Annotated in this window: 18 protein-coding genes; 6 read left to right on the forward strand and 12 right to left on the reverse strand. The window is 72.1% G+C overall.

The annotated features are described in order from the left end of the window. The first annotated feature begins 44 nt into the window (after positions 1–44). The 3 genes from HNR40_RS28060 (at position 45) to HNR40_RS58175 (ending at position 2,761) form a co-directional block, all read left to right on the forward strand. Positions 45–350, forward strand: a complete 306-nt coding sequence (locus tag HNR40_RS28060; protein WP_246509592.1) for a PadR family transcriptional regulator — start codon at positions 45–47, stop codon at positions 348–350. Next, the gene (locus HNR40_RS28065; RefSeq protein WP_184966495.1) at positions 347–1,543 is read left to right on the forward strand and encodes a hypothetical protein; all 1,197 of its coding nucleotides are present in this window, start codon (positions 347–349) and stop codon (positions 1,541–1,543) included. The genes HNR40_RS28060 and HNR40_RS28065 overlap by 4 nt, the downstream gene beginning before the upstream one ends. Positions 1,544–2,347: 804 nt before the next feature. Continuing rightward, a complete protein-coding gene (locus HNR40_RS58175) occupies positions 2,348–2,761 on the forward strand; it encodes a hypothetical protein (protein ID WP_512699316.1) in 414 nt (137 codons plus the stop codon). Between the two features lie 273 nt (positions 2,762–3,034). On the opposite strand, the gene HNR40_RS28070 is transcribed toward HNR40_RS58175, so the two are convergent. The 9 genes from HNR40_RS28070 to HNR40_RS28110 all read right to left on the reverse strand — a co-directional run bounded on the left by HNR40_RS28070 (position 3,035) and on the right by HNR40_RS28110 (position 11,694). Continuing rightward, complete coding sequence (locus HNR40_RS28070) at positions 3,035–3,448, reverse strand: NUDIX hydrolase (RefSeq protein WP_184966497.1); 414 nt, start codon at positions 3,446–3,448, stop codon at positions 3,035–3,037. A gap of 49 nt (positions 3,449–3,497) precedes the next feature. Beyond that, positions 3,498–3,827, reverse strand: a complete 330-nt coding sequence (locus HNR40_RS57390; protein ID WP_184966499.1) for a DUF397 domain-containing protein — start codon at positions 3,825–3,827, stop codon at positions 3,498–3,500. Beyond that, complete coding sequence (locus HNR40_RS28080) at positions 3,815–4,063, reverse strand: Scr1 family TA system antitoxin-like transcriptional regulator (protein ID WP_221340939.1); 249 nt, start codon at positions 4,061–4,063, stop codon at positions 3,815–3,817. The genes HNR40_RS57390 and HNR40_RS28080 overlap by 13 nt, the downstream gene beginning before the upstream one ends. A 381-nt stretch (positions 4,064–4,444) precedes the next feature. Next, positions 4,445–4,819, reverse strand: coding sequence for a Fur family transcriptional regulator (locus tag HNR40_RS28085; protein ID WP_184966503.1), 375 nt, complete (start codon positions 4,817–4,819; stop codon positions 4,445–4,447). Then, positions 4,816–5,649 carry a metal ABC transporter permease gene (locus tag HNR40_RS28090; RefSeq protein ID WP_184966504.1) on the reverse strand — a complete coding sequence of 278 codons (834 nt, stop codon included), beginning with the start codon at positions 5,647–5,649 and terminating at the stop codon, positions 4,816–4,818. Before HNR40_RS28090 ends, HNR40_RS28085 begins: the two co-directional genes overlap by 4 nt. A gap of 33 nt (positions 5,650–5,682) precedes the next feature. Beyond that, on the reverse strand, positions 5,683–6,456 hold the full coding sequence (locus HNR40_RS28095; RefSeq protein WP_184966505.1) for a metal ABC transporter ATP-binding protein: 774 nt from the start codon (positions 6,454–6,456) through the stop codon (positions 5,683–5,685). Beyond that, positions 6,453–7,376 (reverse strand): metal ABC transporter substrate-binding protein, encoded by a 924-nt coding sequence (locus tag HNR40_RS28100; protein ID WP_184966506.1) that lies wholly within the window; start codon positions 7,374–7,376, stop codon positions 6,453–6,455. The genes HNR40_RS28095 and HNR40_RS28100 overlap by 4 nt, the downstream gene beginning before the upstream one ends. Positions 7,377–7,434: 58 nt before the next feature. Beyond that, positions 7,435–11,079, reverse strand: coding sequence for an nSTAND1 domain-containing NTPase (locus HNR40_RS28105; protein WP_184966507.1), 3,645 nt, complete (start codon positions 11,077–11,079; stop codon positions 7,435–7,437). 54 nt (positions 11,080–11,133) lie between these two features. Then, positions 11,134–11,694 carry a mycothiol transferase gene (locus HNR40_RS28110; RefSeq protein WP_184966508.1) on the reverse strand — a complete coding sequence of 187 codons (561 nt, stop codon included), beginning with the start codon at positions 11,692–11,694 and terminating at the stop codon, positions 11,134–11,136. A gap of 48 nt (positions 11,695–11,742) precedes the next feature. On the opposite strand from HNR40_RS28110, the gene HNR40_RS57395 reads away from it, so the two are divergent. Continuing rightward, positions 11,743–14,028 carry a GH1 family beta-glucosidase gene (locus tag HNR40_RS57395; RefSeq protein ID WP_184966509.1) on the forward strand — a complete coding sequence of 762 codons (2,286 nt, stop codon included), beginning with the start codon at positions 11,743–11,745 and terminating at the stop codon, positions 14,026–14,028. Here HNR40_RS57395 and HNR40_RS28120 read toward each other — a convergent pair. Beyond that, positions 14,012–15,172: a hypothetical protein gene (locus HNR40_RS28120; protein WP_184966510.1), complete on the reverse strand. Its 1,161-nt coding sequence runs from the start codon at positions 15,170–15,172 to the stop codon at positions 14,012–14,014. The two genes, HNR40_RS57395 and HNR40_RS28120, sit on opposite strands and share 17 nt — an antisense overlap. 57 nt (positions 15,173–15,229) lie before the next feature. On the opposite strand from HNR40_RS28120, the gene HNR40_RS28125 reads away from it, so the two are divergent. Continuing rightward, positions 15,230–16,177, forward strand: coding sequence for an isopenicillin N synthase family dioxygenase (locus tag HNR40_RS28125; protein ID WP_221340941.1), 948 nt, complete (start codon positions 15,230–15,232; stop codon positions 16,175–16,177). On the opposite strand, the gene HNR40_RS28130 is transcribed toward HNR40_RS28125, so the two are convergent. Next, a complete protein-coding gene (locus tag HNR40_RS28130; protein ID WP_184966514.1) occupies positions 16,174–16,878 on the reverse strand; it encodes a hypothetical protein in 705 nt (234 codons plus the stop codon). The genes HNR40_RS28125 and HNR40_RS28130 overlap by 4 nt on opposite strands. Further along, positions 16,875–17,687, reverse strand: a complete 813-nt coding sequence (locus HNR40_RS28135) for a hypothetical protein (protein ID WP_184966516.1) — start codon at positions 17,685–17,687, stop codon at positions 16,875–16,877. Before HNR40_RS28135 ends, HNR40_RS28130 begins: the two co-directional genes overlap by 4 nt. Positions 17,688–17,868: 181 nt before the next feature. Here HNR40_RS28135 and HNR40_RS28140 point away from each other — a divergent pair, with 181 nt between their 5' ends. Next, complete coding sequence (locus tag HNR40_RS28140; RefSeq protein ID WP_184966517.1) at positions 17,869–18,342, forward strand: Lrp/AsnC family transcriptional regulator; 474 nt, start codon at positions 17,869–17,871, stop codon at positions 18,340–18,342. Positions 18,343–18,368 lie beyond the last annotated feature (26 nt).

Raw genomic sequence — 18,368 nt, forward strand, 5'->3', positions numbered from 1 at the left:
TGACCGGGTAACTCTGCATATATAGAGTTAAGCGCGTGACCCGCATGCGACGGCCCTCTCCGCAGACCATGGCGGTGGTGCTGGCGCTGGCGGAGCAGCCCACCGCCTGGCGTTACGGCTACGAGCTCTGCCGGCAGCTGGACATCAAGCCGGGCTCGATGTACCCGATCCTGATGCGGCTGACCGACCGTGGCCTGCTGGAGACCTCCTGGGACACCGACGTCCTCGCCGGCCGGCCACCGCGGCACCTTTACCGGCTGACCGGCTCCGGCCGGGCCCTGGCCACCGAACTCGCCGCCGAGCCGGCCCCGAGTCCGTTCGGAACGCGCGAGAGGTGGCAGGGCGCATGAAGTGGACCCGGCATGGATTCCTGGCCGGCGCGGCCGGGGCCGTGGTCGTGGTGTGGGTGGCCGCCTACGCCGTCATCCTGGTGAACTCCGAGCAGCTGCCCGCGCCGGACGCCGCCATCCTCTACCTGGTGGGACCGCCCGTGGTGTGGGCGGGCACCGCCGCCCTCGTCCTGCACCACTGGTGGGGCTCGACCCTCGAGCGCATGTCCGTGATGGACCCGCCGCAGCGGCTGCTCACCACCGCGGTGGCGGCACTGCCGGAACGCCGCCGCGAATGGGGCCTGGCGATGATCGCGGAACTGGCCGGGATCGAGGGGCGTACGGCGCGGTGGCAGTTCGCGCTCAGCAGCGCGCGGGCCATGTTGTGGCTGCGCCCGGCGGGCGGCTGGCCGGCCCTCGTCCTCACGGCCGCCGCCGCGGTGGCCGCCGCCGTTGCAGCGGGAACCGCGATGGGCACGCTGGCGCCCGGCCTGACCGTGCTGGCGGCGAGCTTCACCGCGATCGTCGGCGCGATGGCGGTGCTGACCGTCGCCCGAGCGCCGCGACTACGGCTCCCGGCGCCGATCGCGACCGCGCTGGTGGTCTCGGGCGTGGCCGCCGCGATCGTCATGACCGTGATCTTCTTCCGCACCGAACCGGCCGCGGCACAGCACCTGCCGCCAGCCGCGGCGATCTACGTGGCGGCTGTGCTTGCCAGCTGTCTGTGGATCGCTCTGGGGGCACCGCGGTGGCTGGGAACCGACCGGGCGGCACCCCGCCTGGCCACTGCGGGCGCCGTCGGGTTCGCCGCGTGGTTCCTGGTGGTCAACTTCATGGAGCGCAACGAGCCCTCGCCGGTCGTCGCGCTCCTGACCGCGCCCCTGATCGTGGGCGCGCCACTGGCCGCCTTCATCGTGCCCGCGTTCGTGGCCGGGCGTGTCGGCCGATCCTTCCGTGCGGGCCTGCGGGCCGCGATCTGGACCGTCGCCGCGGCCATCCCGCTCACCTACGCGGTGTGGCTCCCCCAGGGGCTGTCCGGCGGCGTCTCCCTGGTCGACGAGAGCGGCCTGGCTCCCGTCAGCGCGAACCTGGCCGACGCCCTGACCATCTGCCTCGTCGTCCTCCCCCTGATCGGACTCCCCCTGGCCGTCTTCGCCGCCGCCCTCGGCGCCCGCCTCCCGTCCTCGGCTGCGGATCCGGGCGACACGCCGTAGCACCACCCGGACCCGGGGCCATCGGTTAACGGGGTGGCCGAGTCCGTCCACATCGCCCGGTCCGGCGTGACGACGACCGTGCCGTCCTCGACCACGGTCCGCAGCACCTCGCCCCGCCCCGTCCGGCTCATGCAAGGCCGCCTGCCCCGCCGCGTCCCACATGGCGGAGGCGGGCGCGCTGAACACCGTCTTGCCCTCCGCGTCGAGCGCCACCCCGCCGTCCTTGCCCGCCTTCACCGTGACCCCCGAGTACCTGATGCTCTTCAGCCGACGCGCTATTTGCGCGTCCTTGACCCCCAGGCGCTGCCCGGCGTCGGCCCGCACCCGCAGGTCGACGCCGGGCAACACCTCGGCGTACGTCGCGATCGACCCGGCCAGGCACGGCCCCGGTATCGGGCCCGGCCAAGTCAGCGCGACCGACTTGCCGCCTTCCTCCAGCATGCCCGGCGGGGCCTTCTCTCCGCCGGGCAGCGTGAGGCCGACCGCCGCCGCCTTCGGACGCACCAGGCCATCGGCGTGCCGTACCAGCGTGGTGTCGACGCCCGTCCATCCCCAGCGCGCCCTCGACCCGGACGGGGACCGCGCTCAATGTCGCGGTCATCGTTCCGTCCGGCTGCTCGTGGACGATGGGCGTCTCGGTCCTTTCGGCGGTACGGCTTCCGCCCCAGAAACCGGCACCAGAGCCGCGACAAGGGCCAACACCACCATGACCACAGAACGCCATAGCCATGGGTGCATGCGATCAAACTAAGCGGCGCCGGACTGTCCTCTCGAGATCTTTCACGCTGGCCTTAAAGACGCACTATGCAGCGCGACATCGAACGCGAACTGCTCCCGATGGCCGAAACACTCGGTCTCGGCGTCACCGCCTGGAGCCCCGTGGCCGGCGGCGTACTGTCCGGCAAATGCACCCGCCAGAACGGGCCGACGGCCAGCACCCGGGTCACCACTGACTCCCTCTCCGCCCATGACCACACCGTCGCCCACGTCATCCAGAAGTCGCCGACGACCTCGGCGCGCGCGGCGCCGACCAGCTCCGCGACAACCTCGCCGCCCTCGACCTCACCCTGCCACCCGACAGCAGCGCCCGGCTGGAGCACACCACCGGCTTCCCAGCCGACTTCATCGCCCAGACCTCCTCATGGTCTTCGGCTCGGCACTGGTCGACGCGGCCATCGAATAGGGCGCCTATCCCCCGGAGAGGGCCCAGAATGGTGAGCCGCTGCGGGCACTCTGGGCATCCGCAGCACGATCAAGCACCGTAGATCTGAGCAGAGACAACCCTCAACTGCCAGCCAATTGCTGACCATAGGTCTGCTGCTCCCGCCAAATGCTGGCGTGAATTGCTTGAGCGCTGGCTGCCAGAGCTAGCAGGTGACCACCGCAGTCACGGCAGCAATGGGACGCGGCCCCGCCCAGCCGCTGCCCGCCTGCACAAAGGCCGTATTCGCGGCCCGCTCTTCGTCACACCACACGCTGTGCGGTGCATGGCTACTTCACGGGTTCCTGAAGCCGCTCGAACCAATCGAAGATCGACCGCTTGTACCCTTCGGGCATCGGCAGGTCGGCGATCTCGTCTTCGCGGAACATGCCGACTTCCTTGTGCTCGTGGTTGAGGACTGGGGCGGCGTCGGTGTCGATCGTGGCGCCGTACGTCACGATCAGCACGTCCACGCCCTCACGGATGTGGTACTGCCACGAGTCGAGGATTGGGCCGACCGTGGCCTTCCAGCCGGCCTCCTCGCTGATCTCCTGCGCGAGCCTGGCCGGCGGGTCCTCGCCCAGTTCCAGTTTTCCGCCGGGCAATTCCCATTCATCGCGTTCATTGCGAAGGAGTAGAACCCGTCCGTCTCGGATGATTACTCCTTTTACCGACACGGGGAAAGCGTGAGGGCGGTAAGTCATTGATGGGGACCTTCCGAGTGCCAGGGCTTGCCAACCTGAGAACAGGTATTCAGACGTCGAACTCGTGCTTGTCGACGCCGTCCCAGAATGCCACCCACTCGCCGTCGGTGAAGGTCAGCGCGGGGCCGTCAGGGTTTCCGCTCTTGCGCAGGGAGACCATGCCGGCAAGGTCGGTGGCGACGTTCATGCCCGGCCCGTCGCCATCCAGGAACCCCGCCCACTCCTCGTCGGTGAAGACCAGTGCTGGGCCATCCGGGTCCTTGCTGTCGCGGACTGCGACGATGCCAGGGAGATTCGTGGCGACTTCCACGCATTGCCCGTTGTCGCCGCTGGCCGTGGCCTTTCTCCATGCGGCGTCGTCGAGATTCACCCGGTCCATTTCCTGATCGCATCCTCTATCGCCTTGTGGGTGACGCTTTTCGGTTGCGCGTTCACTCTGATGCTGTCATATCTCTGTTTGATGCGTGCCACGGCGTCGTGGTCGGCTGTCACCTGGCCGGACAAGACCGAGTCCGCGGAGACCACTTCGGAACCGTCACGCAAGCGCGCCAACGCGAATGCGCTCATCATGCCAAGCACACTACCTGCGGCAAAAGGCGCGAAGATCTTCGACACTGCTAGTGGCGGTTGGTGCGCGATCTGGCCGATGCTGTTGCGCCGTCAGAGCGGACTGTCGAACGCCCGATGTGGTGCGACCCTTGATGAGCTCACAAGGCACTTGGAGTCCGAGGTGCGTCTTCAAGCGATTCCGCGGGCAACACTTCGAGGCGTGAAGCCACCTTGCCGGAACCTGGCATACCTGGGCCAAGCCCCTGGAGGAACGCGCGCGGAGCGAAGCGGAGCACCATCTGCCGGGGTGGGCTCCAACTGCTTAACCACTTAGCTGGGCAACGGGCGGGCCTTAAAAAGACGGTCCGAGCGCAGCGAGGTCCTACAGGAGTCGGGGCTGGCCCCCGACTGGAAGAACGCGCGGAGCGAAGCGAAGCACCTTGCTTTTCAGGCTGAGCACCCAGCGCAGGTCCCGAATACCTCGACCGTATGGGTGATCTCGGTGAAGCCGTGCTCGCTACCTACCGCCTCCGCCCACCGTTCCACCGCCGGCCCGGCCACCTCAACCGTCCGCCCGCACCGCCGGCACACCAGGTGGTGGTGATGGTCGTCAGTCGCGCAAGCCCGGTAAACGGACTCCCCATCGTCGGTACGCAACACATCGACCTTGCCCCCATCGGCCAACGCCTGAAGGGCCCGGTAAACAGTAGTGAGGCCGATCTTGGCCCCATCCTGCCGCATCTCGGCGTAGACGTCCTGCGCGCTGCGGAACCCTTCGCTGCGCCGCAGCGTGTCGTGAACGGCATCGCGTCTGGTCGTCATGTGGTCTCCTGTGGTCGGCCTCGCCGTACGAACTTACCGACCCCGAGGGCCAGCACGAAGCCGGCGAGCGCGAGTAGGACGATCGAGGCTCCCGGCGGCACTTTCGGCGAGAGGGTGGACACGAGCAGCCCGCCTACCGCCGCCACCATCCCGAACACCGTCGCCAGCCCCATCGTCGCCTTGAACCCCCTGGTCAGCTGCTGGCTCGTGGCGACCGGGATCACCATGAGCGCGCTGACGAGCAGCAGCCCCACCACCCGCATGGCGATGACGACGGTCAGCGCCGCGGTCACGGCGATCAGCAGGCTGAGGAACCGCACAGGCAGCCCGCTCGCCTTCGCCACCTCCTCATCCTGGCAGAGCACGAACAACTCTCTCCCGAAGAACCCCACGACCGCCAGCACCGCGACCGCGAGCCCGCCGATGATCCAGATGTCCTGGCGGGTGACGCTGGCGATGGCGCCGAACAGGAAGGAGTTGAGTTTGGCGTTGCTGCCGCCGGGCGCGATGGCCATGAGCATGACGCCGCCGGCGATGCCGCCGTAGAAGAGCAGGGCAAGGGCGACGTCGCCGCTGGTACGCCCGCGTGCCCGTACCAGCTCGATGGCGATGGCGCCGGCGACGGAGACGAGCACGGCGGTGAGCACCGGCGCCGTGTCGGTCAGGAAGCCGAGGGCGACGCCGGTCAGCGCGACGTGGCCGATGCCGTCGCCGAGCAGGGCGAGGCGGCGCTGCACGATGAACGTGCCGACGGCGGGCGCGCACAGGCCCACCAGCAGGGCGGCGATGAGGGCGAGCTGGAAGAACTCCCTCTGCAGAAGGTCGCTCACGGGTGCACTTGCCAATCGGTCGGGGGTGGGCGGCTACGGTTTGACGCGGAGGTCGGTCAGCGGGCCGGTGACGGCTTCCTCGGCGTGCGGGTGGACGTGCTCGTGTCCGGGTTTGGCGCATTCTCCTTCGGGCTGCGGCGGCCGGCCGTCGTGTTCGATGCGGCCGGCGCGGACGACGACGCCGCGGGAGATGACGGGTTCGAGTGGGCCGAGCTCGTGGGCGACGAGCACGACGGTGCGGCCTTCGCGCACGAGCGTGGTGAGCGTCCCGGCGAGCAGTCGCTGGCTGTCGGCGTCGACGCCGGCGGTGGGCTCGTCCATGACGAACGTGTCCGGCTCGCCGGCCAGCGCCCGCGCGATGAGCACCCGCTGCTGCTGCCCGCCGGACAGCGACTGCACGGGGTCGCCTGCCCGCTCGGTCAGGTCGACCGCCGCGAGCGCGCGCGCCACCGCCGCGTGGTCTTCCTTGCTGGTACGGCGGAGCCTGCTCTGCCTGGCGATGCGCCCGGAGGCGACGATCTCCCGGACGGTCGCGGGCACGCCGCCGCCGACGGCCAGGCGCTGGGGGACGTAGCCGATGCGCCGCCAGTCGCGGAATCTGCCGGGCGGCACGCCGTACAGGAGAGTCTGGCCGCCCGAGAGCGGGGTGAGGCCGAGCAGGGCGCGCACCAGCGTGGACTTGCCGGAGCCGTTGGCGCCCATGATGGCGACGACCTCGCCGGGGCAGACGGTGAGGTCGACGCCGCGCAGAATCGGGCGGCGGTCGAGGGTGACCTGGCCGCCGGTCATCTGGAAGACGGTGTTCATGCGCAGCCCAGGGCGGTCTGGAGTGTCTTGAGGTTCTGCCGCATCTGGGTGATGTAGTCACCACTGGCGGGTTTGCCTTCCAGCGGGTCGAGTACCGCGGTCTTGGCGTGGACCTCCTGGGCGAGCACTTCGGCGACCTTCGGGCTGACCAGGGCCTCGGTGAAGATGGTGGTGACCTTCTCGGCGTTGGCGAGCTTGGCGACCTCGGCGATGCGGGCGGGCGAGGGCTCGCTCTCGGGGTCGAGGGTGATGCCGATCTGCTTGAGCTTGTAGCGGTCGGCGAGGTAGCCGAACGCCTCGTGGCTGGTCACCATGGTCTTGCTGGTGCAGTTGGTCAGGCCCTTGGTCATCTCCTGGTCGAGCGCGGCGAGGTCGGCGGCCGTCTTGGCCGCGCGGTCCTGGTACGCCTGGCCGTGCGCCGGATCGGCCTGGGCCATGCGCTCGCCGAGTTTGCCCGCGACGGTGGCGAGCCTGGAGGGGTCCAGCCACAGGTGCGGGTCGTAGGAGACCTCGTGCTCGTGTGCCTCTTCTTCGCCTGCGTGCTCGGCGGCGGGCAGCGTCTTGACGGCGGTGGCCGCGTCGAAGGCCCGGTCGCCCTGCTGCCCGAGCGCGTCGTCCACGGCCGGCTGGACGCCCTTGATGTAGACGGACAGGGTGGCGTCCTGCAGGTCGGCGATCTGCTGGGCGCCGAGTTCGAGGTCGTGCGGCTCGACGCCGGGGGCGGTGAGCACGGACACGTCGATGTCAGCTCCGCCGACGCGCTCGGCCAGCCACTGCAGGGGATAGAAGGCCGTGACCACGCGCGGCTTGTCGCCGGCGGAGGCGGTCTCGGCGGTGCCCGAACCGCAGGCGGCGGTGGCGAGGAGTCCGGCGCCCGCGAGCAAACCCACAGCGCGCACCCGGAAATGTCCTGACATCATGTGAGTCATTATGCGGCAAAATGAAAATGGTTGTCAAAATCAGACATGATCTCCAGCCCTAGCCGCAGGGCGGCTCGAAAGCCAGACCGGGGAAGTGGCGCTGCCACTCGGCGGCGGTGATCCGTGGCGTGGCCAGCGCGCACAGCCGCCGCGCGACACGTTCCGGGTCCATGTCCCACAGCCTGGCCGTGCTGTCGCTGCTGCCGGTGACCAGGGTCGCGCCGCCGGGGCCGAAGGCGACCGAGTTCACCCGGTCGGTGTGGCCCACCAGCGGCACAGGCGGGCCGGGGCTGCGGGGGCGCGTGATGTCCCAGACGCGGGCCGTACCGTCGAAGCCCGCAGTGACGAGCGTGCGGCCGTCGGGGCTGAAGGCGAGCCCGTTGACGCTGTTGCTGTGTCCCGTCAGGACCGACAGCGGGCGCGGGCCGCGCGGGTCGGACAGGTCCCAGAGGCGGGCGGTGTGGTCGTAGCCCGCGCTGGCCAGCACGCCGCCCGAGGGGGCGAACGCGACGGCCGCCACGGAGTTGGCGTGCGCGCTGATCGTCGACAGCGCGACCGGGCGCCGCGGATCGGACAGGTCCCACAGCCGGACCGTGCGGTCGGCGCTCGCGCTGGCCAGCACCCGTCCGTCGGATCTGAAGGCCAGGCCGAGCACCCGGTCGGTGTGCGCGCGCAGGACGCGGACCTCGACGGGCGCGCGCGGGTCGGACAGGTCCCACACGCGTACGACGCCGCCGTCCTCGCCCACCGCCACAAGCCGGGCGTCGGGCCGCAGCGCCAGCGTGAACGGGTTGGCCGGCGCGCTCACCATGCCCAGCCGAACCGGGCGGCGGGGGTCGCGCACGTCCCACAGGCGGGCGGTGCGGTCGAGGGAGACGGTGACCAGCCGGGCGCCGTCCGGGGTGAAGGCGGCCGTCAGGACGTTGTCGGTGTGCTCCTTCAGCGTCGCCAGCGGCGCGGGCCGGCCGGGGTCGGACAGGTCCCACAGGTGCGCGCGGCGGTAGCTGTTGGCCACGAGCAGCCGCCCGCCCGCGCCGGGCACCGCGGAGTGGATCGGGCCGCTGTGGCCGTACAGGACCGGGCCCTTGACCTCCCACAGCCGGGCCGTGGTGTCGCGGCCGCCGCTGGCCAGCGTGCGGCCGTCGGGGCTGAAGGCGACCGCGTAGACGGTGTCGGTGTGCCCGGTCAGCGTGAGCGGGACGGCGGCGAAGCGGGGCTCGGCGATGTCCCACAGGCGCACGGTCAGGTCGTAGCTGCCCGTCGCGACGGTCCGCCCGTCGGGGCTGAAGGCCACCGCGACGATGCCGTTGACGTGCCCGGCCAGGGCCGCGAGGGCGACCGGCCGCGCGGGGTCGCGTACGTCCCACAGCCGCAGCGTGTTGTCGAAGCCCCCGGTCGCCAGCGTGCGGCCGTCCGGGCTGTAGGCGGCGGCGAGCACCCGGTCGATGTGCCGGACCTGGGCCATCTGCCGCGGCTTACGCGGGTCGGCGACGTCCCACAGGCGCACGGTCGTGTCCCCGCTGGTGGTGGCGAGGGTGCGCCCGCCGGGGGCGAACACCGCCGCCGAGACGCCGTCGCCGTGCCCGCCCAGCGCCGACAGCTGCCGGGCCTGGGCCGGCGTCGTGACGTCCCAGAGCCGGACGGTGCGGTCGGCGCCGGCCGAGGCCAGTATCCGCCCGTCCGGGCTGAACGCCACCCGCCGGATCTCGCCCTCGTGCCCCCTGAGCGTGGCCCGGGCGGCCGGGCGGGCCGGGTCGGCGAGATCCCACAGCCGCGCGGTGCCGTCCTGCCCCGCGGTGGCCAGCAGCCGCCCGTCGCCGCGGATCGCCGCGCCGAGCAGGCCGCCGGAGCCCGGCAGCACGGCCAGCGGCCGGGGCGCGTGCCTCGCGCCGACGTCCCACAACCGGACCGTGCCGTCCGTGCCGGTGGTGGCGAGCAGCCGCCCGTCCGGGGTGAACTCTGCCGCGTAGACCGCCCCGGTGTGCCCGGTGATCCGCGTCGAGTACGGCGTCGCGAACGTGCTGAGCAACGCCCCCCGGGCCTCGGCCGTGGGCGCCAGCCGGTAGGCGGCCAGGCCGATCTGCGCGGCCAGCGCGGGATTGGTGCCGCGCAACGCGACCGCCTCGTTGGCCGCCTTGCCGGACAACGCCTGGTTGCGCTGGTCGCTGACGGTCTCCAGGCTGCGGACGCTGACCACGGTCGCCACGACGGTGAGCAGCAGCATCGCCGCCAGCCCCGCGACGAGCTGGTAGAGCCGCCGGGTCCGGCGGCGGGCGGCGGCCAGCTCACCGGCCTCGCGGGCGACCGAGGCGTCCAGGAACGCGCGGTCCGCCGGCTGGGTCGTGGCCAGCTCGCGGGCGGCGGCCAGCCGGGCGCCTCGGTAGAGCAGCGCGGGGTCGCGGTGCTCACGTTCCCAGGCGGCCGCCGCGTCGGCGAGCTGCCGGCGGATCACCAGCCCGGCCCGGTCCTCCTCCAGCCACTGCCGCAGCAGCGGCCAGGCGGTCAGCAGCGCCTCGTGGCTGATCTCCACCGCGTCGGTGTCGGCGGTGATCAGCCGCTGCGCCACGAACCGGTCGAGCACCTCCTCGGGTAACCGCTCGGTGGCCACCCGCCGCCGGGTGTCGGCGGTGTCGGCCGCCACGTGCACCAGGTCGACGAACAGCCGCCTGGCCAGCTCCTGCTGCGGCCCGCTGAGCGAGGTGTAGACCTGGGTGGCGCTGGCCGCGACCGCGCCCTCGATGCCGCCCACCGCCCGGTAGTCGGCGATGGTCAGGCGCCGTCCGCCGCCCTGCCTCCAGGTGGCGTAAAGGGCGTGCGACAACAGCGGCAGCACCCCGGCCTCGTGGGCGCCCGCGCGCGGGGCCACCTCGCGCAGCAGGAGGTCGACCAACCCCTCCCCCAGCTCCACGCGGGCCTTGCGGGCCGGTTCGACGATGGCCTCGCGCAGCTCCGGCTCGCTCATCGGGCCCACCGCGAACTGGCCGTCCCTGGCCGCGGCCAGCAGCGGCGGGTGGCGCAGGGCGTGGGCGTAGAAGTCGGCGCGCAGGCCCAGGACGACCGTCGCGCCGCCGTCCGCCGCCTCGGCCAGCTCGGCGATGAGCGCCTCGCCGGGCGAGCTCGTGGTGAAGACCTCCTCGAACTGGTCCACGACCACGAACGCGGTCAGCTCGCCGGGCGGGCGGGTGCTGGGTGTGAACAGCAGCGCGGGCCGCTCGCCCAGCGCGGGGATCAGCCCGGCGCGCAGCAGCGAGGACTTGCCCGAGCCCGACGCGCCCACCACCAGGTGGAGGCCGGGCGCTCGGGTGACGCGCTCCACCAGCTCCTCGGTCAGCGCCCGGCGGCCGAAGAACCACTCGGCGTCCTCGACCTGGAATCCGGCCAGCCCCCGGTAGGGTTCCGGCCCGGCCGGCCTGGGGCCGGGGGCGCGGCGTACCCGCCGCCAGGCTTCCACCCAGCGCTCCAGCTCGGCGGCCTCGTCGACCCCGCACGCCCGCAGGACGCGGTCGAGCAGGTCGCGCGAGCCCGTCGCGGGCAGCCCCCGGCCGGCGAACCAGTCGCCGACCGTGCTGTGCGCGCCGTGCACCCCCGTCGCCGCGGCCACCTGGCGGACGGTGAGGCCGGCGCGCTCGCGCAACGCGGTCAGCTCGCGGGCGAAGTCCTGGCGGGTGTGGATCAGGTCGATCGCGTGCGAGCTACCGGACATCTCAGTCTCGATTCGACACGTGGCGACGGCGGGTCACCGCGATGGTACGCGGCGTCAGCCCGACTTCGGCAGCCAGCCGGGCGGGGGATCCTCGCCGACCCGGCCGTCGATGGACTCGCGCAGCAGGTCGGCGTGCCCGGTGTGCCTGCCGTATTCCTCGATGAGGTCGCAGACCAGCCTGCGCAGGCTGGCGTGGTTGCCGTCGGGGTCGCTGATGTGCGCGAGCTGGTCGAGGCCGCCGTCGGCCAGGGCCGCGCCGAGCCGCGTGCGGGAACGCTCCACCGCGCCGTCCCACAGGGTGTAGAGCTGCTCGGGGGTGTGACCGGTGGTGGCGAACTGCCATTCGCCGCCGCTGCGGTCGATGGTGTCCCACGGCGGGCCGACGGGCTCGCCCCTCAGCTTGGCCGTGAACATGTGGTCCTCGACGAGGGCCAGATGCTTGAGCAGACCGCCCATGGTCAGGTCGGACGCGCCGATCCTGGTCCGCAGCTGGTCGGCGTCAAGGTCGTCGGCCTTCCACCGGAACGTCGCGCGCAGCCGGTCGAGCGCGCCGATCAGGTGCTCGGTCTCGGAACCGGCGAGGGGTGGTTCCCAAGGGGTGTCGCTGTCGCTCATGGCCGACACCGTAACCGCCGCCTCCGACAGTCTCGGCACAATGAGGTCATGCGATTTCCCGATGGCTTCGTGTGGGGCGTCTCCACGTCGGCCTATCAGATCGAGGGCGCGGCGGCCGAGGACGGCAGGGGGCCGTCGATCTGGGACACCTTCTCCCACGCCCCCGGCCGGATCGCCGACGGCGGCACCGGCGACCAGGCGTGCGACCACTACCACCGCCACGTCGAGGACGTCGGGCTGATGAAGGGGCTCGGGGTGCGGGCCTACCGGTTCTCGGTGAGCTGGTCCAGGGTGATGCCGGACGGGGCGGGCAAGGTCAACGCGGCCGGGCTCGACTTCTACGAACGGCTGACCGACGAGCTGCTCGGCCAGGGCATCGCCCCGTACGCCACCCTCTACCACTGGGACCTCCCCCAGGCGCTGGAGGACCGGGGCGGCTGGCCGAGCCGCGACACCGCCGAGCGCTTCGCCGACTACGCGGCGGCCGTGCACGAGCGGCTCGGTGGCCGGGTCGACACCTGGTTCACGATCAACGAGCCGTGGGTGGCCGCCTTCCTCGGCTACGCGGCCGGCACGCACGCGCCGGGGCGGCGCTCGGCGGCCGAGGCGTTCAGGAGCGCGCACCACATGCTGCTGGCCCACGGGCTGGCCGCCGGGGCGCTGCGGGAAGCGGGCGCGCGGCGGATCGGCGTGGCGCTCAACCTGTCGCCCGTGCTCACCCCGGGCCAGCTCGGCGACCAGGACCAGGAGCTGACGCCCGAGGACGCCGGCGCGGTGTCCAGGATCGACGCGCTGCTCAACCGCCAGTTCCTGGACCCGATGCTGCGCGGCTCCTACCCGCCGGAACTGCTGGAGGTGGTGGAGCGCCATGCCGGCCTCGATCACGTGCGCGACGGCGACCTCGACCTCATCGCGCGCCCGATCGACGTGCTCGGCGTCAACTACTACGCGCCACACGTCGTCCAGGCGCAGCCCAGCCAGCCCGGCGAGCCCGCCTTCCCGGGCAGCGAGGGCGTGCTGTTCGCCGCCACGCCCGGCCCGGCCACGGCGATGGGCTGGCCGATCGTGCCGAGCGGGCTGACCGTCCTGCTGCGCAGGCTGGCCGCCGACCATCCCGGGCTCGACCTCATGGTCACCGAGAACGGGGCGGACTTCGGCGACGGCGCGCACGACGCCGACCGGGTCGCGTTCATCCAGGCGCACGTGCGCGCCGCCCACGCCGCGATCTCCGACGGGGTACGGCTGCGCGGCTTCCTCGCCTGGACGCTGATGGACAACTTCGAGTGGGCCGACGGCTACCGGCGCAAGTTCGGCCTGGTCCACGTCGACTTCGCCACCCAGCGGCGGACCGAGCGGGACAGCGCGCGCTGGTTCCGCGAGGTGATCGCGCGCAACGGCCTGCCCGCCGCGCCCCGGCCGACGCTGGAGACCGTGGCGGCGCGCGCCGGAGTCTCCAGGGCGACGGTCTCACGCGTGGTGAACGGCGAGGCGTCCGTCCGGCCGGAGGTCAGGGCCAGGGTCCAGGCGGCGGTCGAGGAGCTCGGCTACGTGCCGAACCAGGCGGCCCGCAGCCTGGTCACGCGGCGCACCGGCACGGTGGCGCTGGTGCTGTCCGGGCCGCGCCACGACAACGCCGCCCTGGTCTCGGCGGTGGTCCAGTACGCGACCAGCGTCCTGGAGGCGAGCGGCCACCAGGTGCGGCTCATGCTGGCCGACTCCGAGCGGAGCCATCGCCGCGTCCTTGCCGAGGCGGAGGGACGGCACGTGGACGGCATGATCCTGCTGCCGCCCGACCGTCAGGACCCGCTGGCGGAGCGGCTGGCCAAGACGGACGTGCCGCTGGTGCTGCTCGGCGGCCCGGTGGTGGCCGTGGACGAGGCGGGCGGCGGTGCGGCGGTGGCCCGCCACTTGCGCGAGCTCGGCCGCACCCGCCCCGCTGTCCTGACCGGTCCGGGCGCGGCGGCCGGGGAGCGGGCGCGCGGCTTCCTGGAGGTGTTCCCGAGGGCCGAGGTCTCCGACGACGCCGGGAGCCTGCTCACAGGACGCACCGACGCGGTGTTCGCCGTGACCGACCCGCTGGCGCTGGAGGTGCTCGGGGCGGCGCGGGCGGCGGGCCTGCGGGTTCCCGAGGACCTCGCGGTGGCCGGGTTCGGGGACGGCGAGGCCGGGCGGCACACGCTGCCCGCGCTCACGACCGTGGCCGTCCCGGTGACCGAACTGGCGCTGGCCCTGGCCAGATCGCTGCTGTCCGCGCTGGACGGTCAGCCCGTCGCGCCGAGCGTCCTGCCCGTCCACCTGATGGTCAGGGGGAGCACGGTCAGCGGCGGGCGATGATGCGCTCGGCCCAGCTGGCCGCCTCCGGATCCTTCAGGCCCTCCACCACGCCGCCCAGGTAGGCCGTGGCCAGGCTGTGGAAGCCGTTGTCGAGCTGGCGGACGCGGCCGGCCCGCCGCCGGTCGGCGCCCTGGAGGTGCTGGCCGATGCTCTCGGCGTACCCGGCGCCGTGCTGGTAGGCGGCCTGGGCGCGTGCGCAGGCCGCGGCGTCGTGGTCGCGTTTGGCGCGCAGTTCGCGCAGCCGCCGGTCGTTGGGGTTGTGCATGCGGCGGCCGAGGTCGGCGGCGATGAGCGCGGTGGCGATCAGCAGCGCGAGCAGCAACACCATCGTGGGTAGTTCGCCGACGCCCTGGGAGGTGGGGCCGATCTCCTGGCCGTCCACGACCAGCGGCTTGACCAGGGCGTCGCGGCGCAGGACGGCCACGGCGACGATCAGGCCGAGCCACACCAGCGCCACGGCGGCCAGCAGCCAGCGTCCGCGGGCCGGGCTGCCGTTCTCCTGCCAGGCGCGGAACGCCCTGCCGTACATGTGCGGCGCGACCAGCATGATCAGCGCGGCGCCGGTGGCGAGGAGGGCGGTCATGGCGACGCTGTCGCCCCAGTTCAGGATGACCTGGTAGAGGATGGGCACCTCGACGATCAGCAGGAGCAGCAGCAGGAGCGCGCCGGGCAGCCAGCGCCGGATCGCCGGCCAGCGGCTGCCCGACAGCGCGATCGAGCTGGGGCGTCCGTCGCCGGGGCGTCTGCTGGGCTGTTCCAGCTCGGCGACGTGGCGCTGGGACTCGTCGAGCGTCTTGCGCAGGTCGGAGAAGGTGCGCTGCGACTCGGCCAGCCTGATCTTCTGCGCCTCGAACTCGGCCCTGGCCTGCTGCGCCTCGCGCTCGGCGCACTCCTCGACGCGGGCCAGCTCGGCCAGCCGTTCGTCCTCCAGCTCGTGGAAGCGCGGGACGCTGCCGGTCTCCAGCGTGAGCGTGTCGATCTGCCCTTCGGCGGCGTGGCTCCGGCCCAGCTCGCGTTCCTCGGCGCGGCGCCGCCGCCAGTCGGGCAGGTGGTACAGGTCCCCGTCATAGGCGATCGCGGGGGTGATCCGTGCGACCTGCGAGGGCTCGTCGGGAAGGTCCTTGTGCCGTTTGCGTAAACGCATCGCCCCTCCAGCTTCTGCTTCGATGCTAATCGCCGAAATTCACGGAGAATGGCTGGCGTGAGCGAATTGCCGGTTATCGATATCGCGCCCCTCCTCTCCGGTACGGCCGGCGACGTCCCCGACCAGATCGGGGCGGCCTGCCGTACCAGCGGCTTCTTCTACGTCACGGGGCACGGCGTGCCGCCCGCGCTGATCGAGCGGCTGGACGCGGCGGCGCGCGCGTTCTTCGAGCTGCCGACGGAGGTCAAGAACGAGATCTCCATGGAGCGCGGCGGCCGGGCCTGGCGCGGCTTCTTCCCGGTCGGCGGCGAGCTCACCTCGGGCCGCCCCGACCTCAAGGAAGGCGTCTACTTCGGCGCCGAGCGGCCGCCGAGCCGGATCCCCCTGCACGGACCGAACCTGTTCCCCGACCAGGTCCCGGCCCTGCGTGCGGCGGTGCTCGCCTACATCGAGGCGATGACCGGGCTCGGCCAGGCCGTCATGCGGGGCATCGCGCTCAGCCTGGGCCTGCCCGGCGACTACTTCAGCGCCGGGTACACCGCCGACCCGACCGTGCTGTTCCGGATCTTCCACTACCCGCCGTCGGAGCCGGACACGGACGGATGGGGCGTCGGCGAGCACACCGACTACGGGCTGCTCACGCTGCTGCTCCAGGACGCCAACGGCGGGCTCCAGGTCCACACGCCCGGCGGCTGGATCTCCGCGCCGCCGGTGCCGGGCACGTTCGTGTGCAACATCGGGGACATGCTGGACAAGCTCACCGGCGGCCTCTACCGCTCGACGCCGCACCGGGTGCGCAATTTGAGCGGGAACGAGCGGCTCAGCTTCCCCTTCTTCTTCGATCCCGGGTGGGACAGCGAGGTGCCGCCGCTGCCGTACAGCGAAGGCGGGCGGGCTCGGTGGGACGGGCAGGATCTGCGGGCCTTCACCGGGACCTACGGCGATTACCTGCTCGGCAAGGTCTCCAAGGTCTTCCCGCAACTGCGCGCGGACGTCCTGGACTAGAGCAGGTCGGAGGAGACGGCGCCGGAGGCCTCGAACGCCTCCCGCCAGAAGGTCTCCAGCAGCGGGAACCGGTCCGGGTTCGAGGTCTTGGCGCGCAGGAAACCATGCACCACCACCTCGTACCCGGTCAGGTCGGGCAGCAGGCGGGCCTGGCGCAGCTCCTCGATCTTGCGCTTCCTGCCCGCGTCGCTCAGGTCGAGCTTGTTGACGTCGAGGTCGCCGCGGTTGTTGATCAGGTCGCTGAAGACGGCGATCCGGTGCGCGCTGTCCGGCATGCGCTGCGCGTTCATCTGCTTGACCAGGTAGCGCAGCGCGCCGATCACGTCCGAGCCCTTGCCCTCCTCCGGGCAGTCGAACAGCTTGAGCGCCTTCGGCAGCACCTGGCCCAGACGGTGCTTCCTGATGCGCTCGCCTACCACCGGGTTGTCGTTCGGGTTCTCCTGCCGCGACGCGGCGATCTTGACCGGGGTCTCGCGGCACGTGCTGCTCTCCGAGGCGCCGGTGACGGCGGCGAAGCCCATCCAGTCGCAGCCGCCGGTGAACTCCGGCAGCTTGGCCGACACGTCGCTCCTGGAGGTGGCGGGCTCGGCGTAGGAGGTGGAGTCCACGATCGTCCCGCATAGGGCGCGCGCGTCCGTCCCGCACCCGCTCACCCCCGCGCCGACCAGCACGACGACCACGACCCCCGCCAGCCGCCTCACACGTCCCCCTTCTCGTCAGATAAGGCCTTTTCGTCCTGGACAACCTCTTTCTCCGGTACGGCTTTCGGCGGCCCGGCGAGTTCGGGGGCCCGAGGGGTGGGCAGCTCGCGCCGCCCGTGCACCTCGGCCTGCCAGAGCTCCACCCGCCGCTCCACCTCCTCCAGCAGCCCGCCCATCTCCTCGCTCCCGGCGACCGGGGCGGCGGTGTCCATGGCGATCACCTCGCCCTTCCACAGCGGCGGGATCTCCTCGCGCCGTGGATGGGCCCGCATGACCCCGCTCCGGTAGGCCGCGATCATCCGCTGGGCCCACGCGTGCACCTGCTCCACGTCGTGGTTGCGCCGCAGCACCGCGCCGTCCCACTCGCGCGCCAGCCGTTCCAGCTGGGCCCGCGCCCCGAACACCCGCTCGGCGGAGTCCTTGACCTCGGCGGCCCGCCGCCGCTCCGCCCGCCGCCGCCTTGCCTCGGCGATCGTGATGAACTCGTCGTCGCCCCGGCCGTTGGCGGCGTGCGTCCCGTTGGGCGACGCGAGCCGGGGAGAGTCCACCGTCATCCGCAGTACGGCCTGCCGCGCCTCGCCCGCATCCCGCAACAGGGCGGTCCGCACCTCGGCCAGTTCGCGGTCCAGCCGGGCGATCCGCTCGCGCGCCATGGCCCGGACCTCGCCCAGGTAGGCGGGCTGACAGTCGGGGTCGGTGAACTCGTGCAGCGCGTGCTGGCGGGCGTCGCGCACACCCTGCTGGTGAGCGTCGTCCCGCTCTTGGTCCAGCCCTGTGCTCCGCTTGAACAGCCGCGCCAAGAACGCCATCCGCGTCTCCCGAGTGTCCCTGGAATCTCCACACTAATCGCCCAACCCATCCCGAAAGCGTCTTCTCCCTCGAAACGGATTCGTGATCATGACGGCCGTGGAGGACAGGAGGTGGGAGCGTTCCTGGAATGCGGGGGGTGCGGACGGGTCCGGGCGGGTGGCGAGCCTGTATACAGGTCGCGTGGAACTGGATCGGCTGGACCGCGACATCATCGGGGCGCTCATGGAGGACGCCCGGGCGACATATGCGGAAATAGGCCAGCAAGTGGGTCTGTCGGCGTCGGCGGTGAAGCGGCGCGTGGATCGGTTGCGTGAGGCGGGGACGATCACGGGCTTCAGCGCCGTGGTGGCTCCGCAGGCACTGGGATGGACGACCGAGGCGTACGTGGAGCTCTTCTGCCAGGGCAAGACGAAACCCTCCGACATCGCACTGGCCGTGGCACGGTTTCCCGAGGTCGTGGCGGCAGCCACGATCACCGGCGAGGCCGACGCCCTCCTGCATATCCGTGCGACCGACGTGGGCCACGTGGAGCGGGTCATCGAGCGCATCGCGGCCATGCCGTTCGTGGTGCGGACGAAGAGTTCGATCGTGCTGTCGCGGCTGGTCGACACCGCCGTGCCCACCGCACGCAACGGATCGCCCATCACCGGGTAAGACTCGCAACAGACCCGCGCCAACGC

Origin of the sequence: Nonomuraea endophytica (assembly GCF_014203235.1) — a bacterium.
GTDB lineage: Bacteria > Actinomycetota > Actinomycetes > Streptosporangiales > Streptosporangiaceae > Nonomuraea > Nonomuraea endophytica.

Excerpts from the sequence above, each read along its gene's own strand:
- HNR40_RS28120 (WP_184966510.1), bottom strand. The coding sequence starts at position 15,172 with ATGCGTTTACGCAAACGGCACAAGGACCTTCCCGACGAGCCCTCGCAG.
- HNR40_RS28095 (WP_184966505.1), bottom strand. The coding sequence starts at position 6,456 with ATGAACACCGTCTTCCAGATGACCGGCGGCCAGGTCACCCTCGACCGC.
- HNR40_RS28110 (WP_184966508.1), bottom strand. The coding sequence starts at position 11,694 with ATGAGCGACAGCGACACCCCTTGGGAACCACCCCTCGCCGGTTCCGAG.
- HNR40_RS28085 (WP_184966503.1), bottom strand. The coding sequence starts at position 4,819 with ATGACGACCAGACGCGATGCCGTTCACGACACGCTGCGGCGCAGCGAA.
- HNR40_RS28065 (WP_184966495.1), top strand. The coding sequence starts at position 347 with ATGAAGTGGACCCGGCATGGATTCCTGGCCGGCGCGGCCGGGGCCGTG.
- HNR40_RS28060 (WP_246509592.1), top strand. The coding sequence starts at position 45 with ATGCGACGGCCCTCTCCGCAGACCATGGCGGTGGTGCTGGCGCTGGCG.
- HNR40_RS28105 (WP_184966507.1), bottom strand. The coding sequence starts at position 11,079 with ATGTCCGGTAGCTCGCACGCGATCGACCTGATCCACACCCGCCAGGAC.
- HNR40_RS28135 (WP_184966516.1), bottom strand. The coding sequence starts at position 17,687 with ATGGCGTTCTTGGCGCGGCTGTTCAAGCGGAGCACAGGGCTGGACCAA.
- HNR40_RS57395 (WP_184966509.1), top strand. The coding sequence starts at position 11,743 with ATGCGATTTCCCGATGGCTTCGTGTGGGGCGTCTCCACGTCGGCCTAT.
- HNR40_RS28100 (WP_184966506.1), bottom strand. The coding sequence starts at position 7,376 with ATGATGTCAGGACATTTCCGGGTGCGCGCTGTGGGTTTGCTCGCGGGC.
- HNR40_RS57390 (WP_184966499.1), bottom strand. The coding sequence starts at position 3,827 with ATGGACCGGGTGAATCTCGACGACGCCGCATGGAGAAAGGCCACGGCC.
- HNR40_RS28070 (WP_184966497.1), bottom strand. The coding sequence starts at position 3,448 with ATGACTTACCGCCCTCACGCTTTCCCCGTGTCGGTAAAAGGAGTAATC.
- HNR40_RS58175 (WP_512699316.1), top strand. The coding sequence starts at position 2,348 with ATGCAGCGCGACATCGAACGCGAACTGCTCCCGATGGCCGAAACACTC.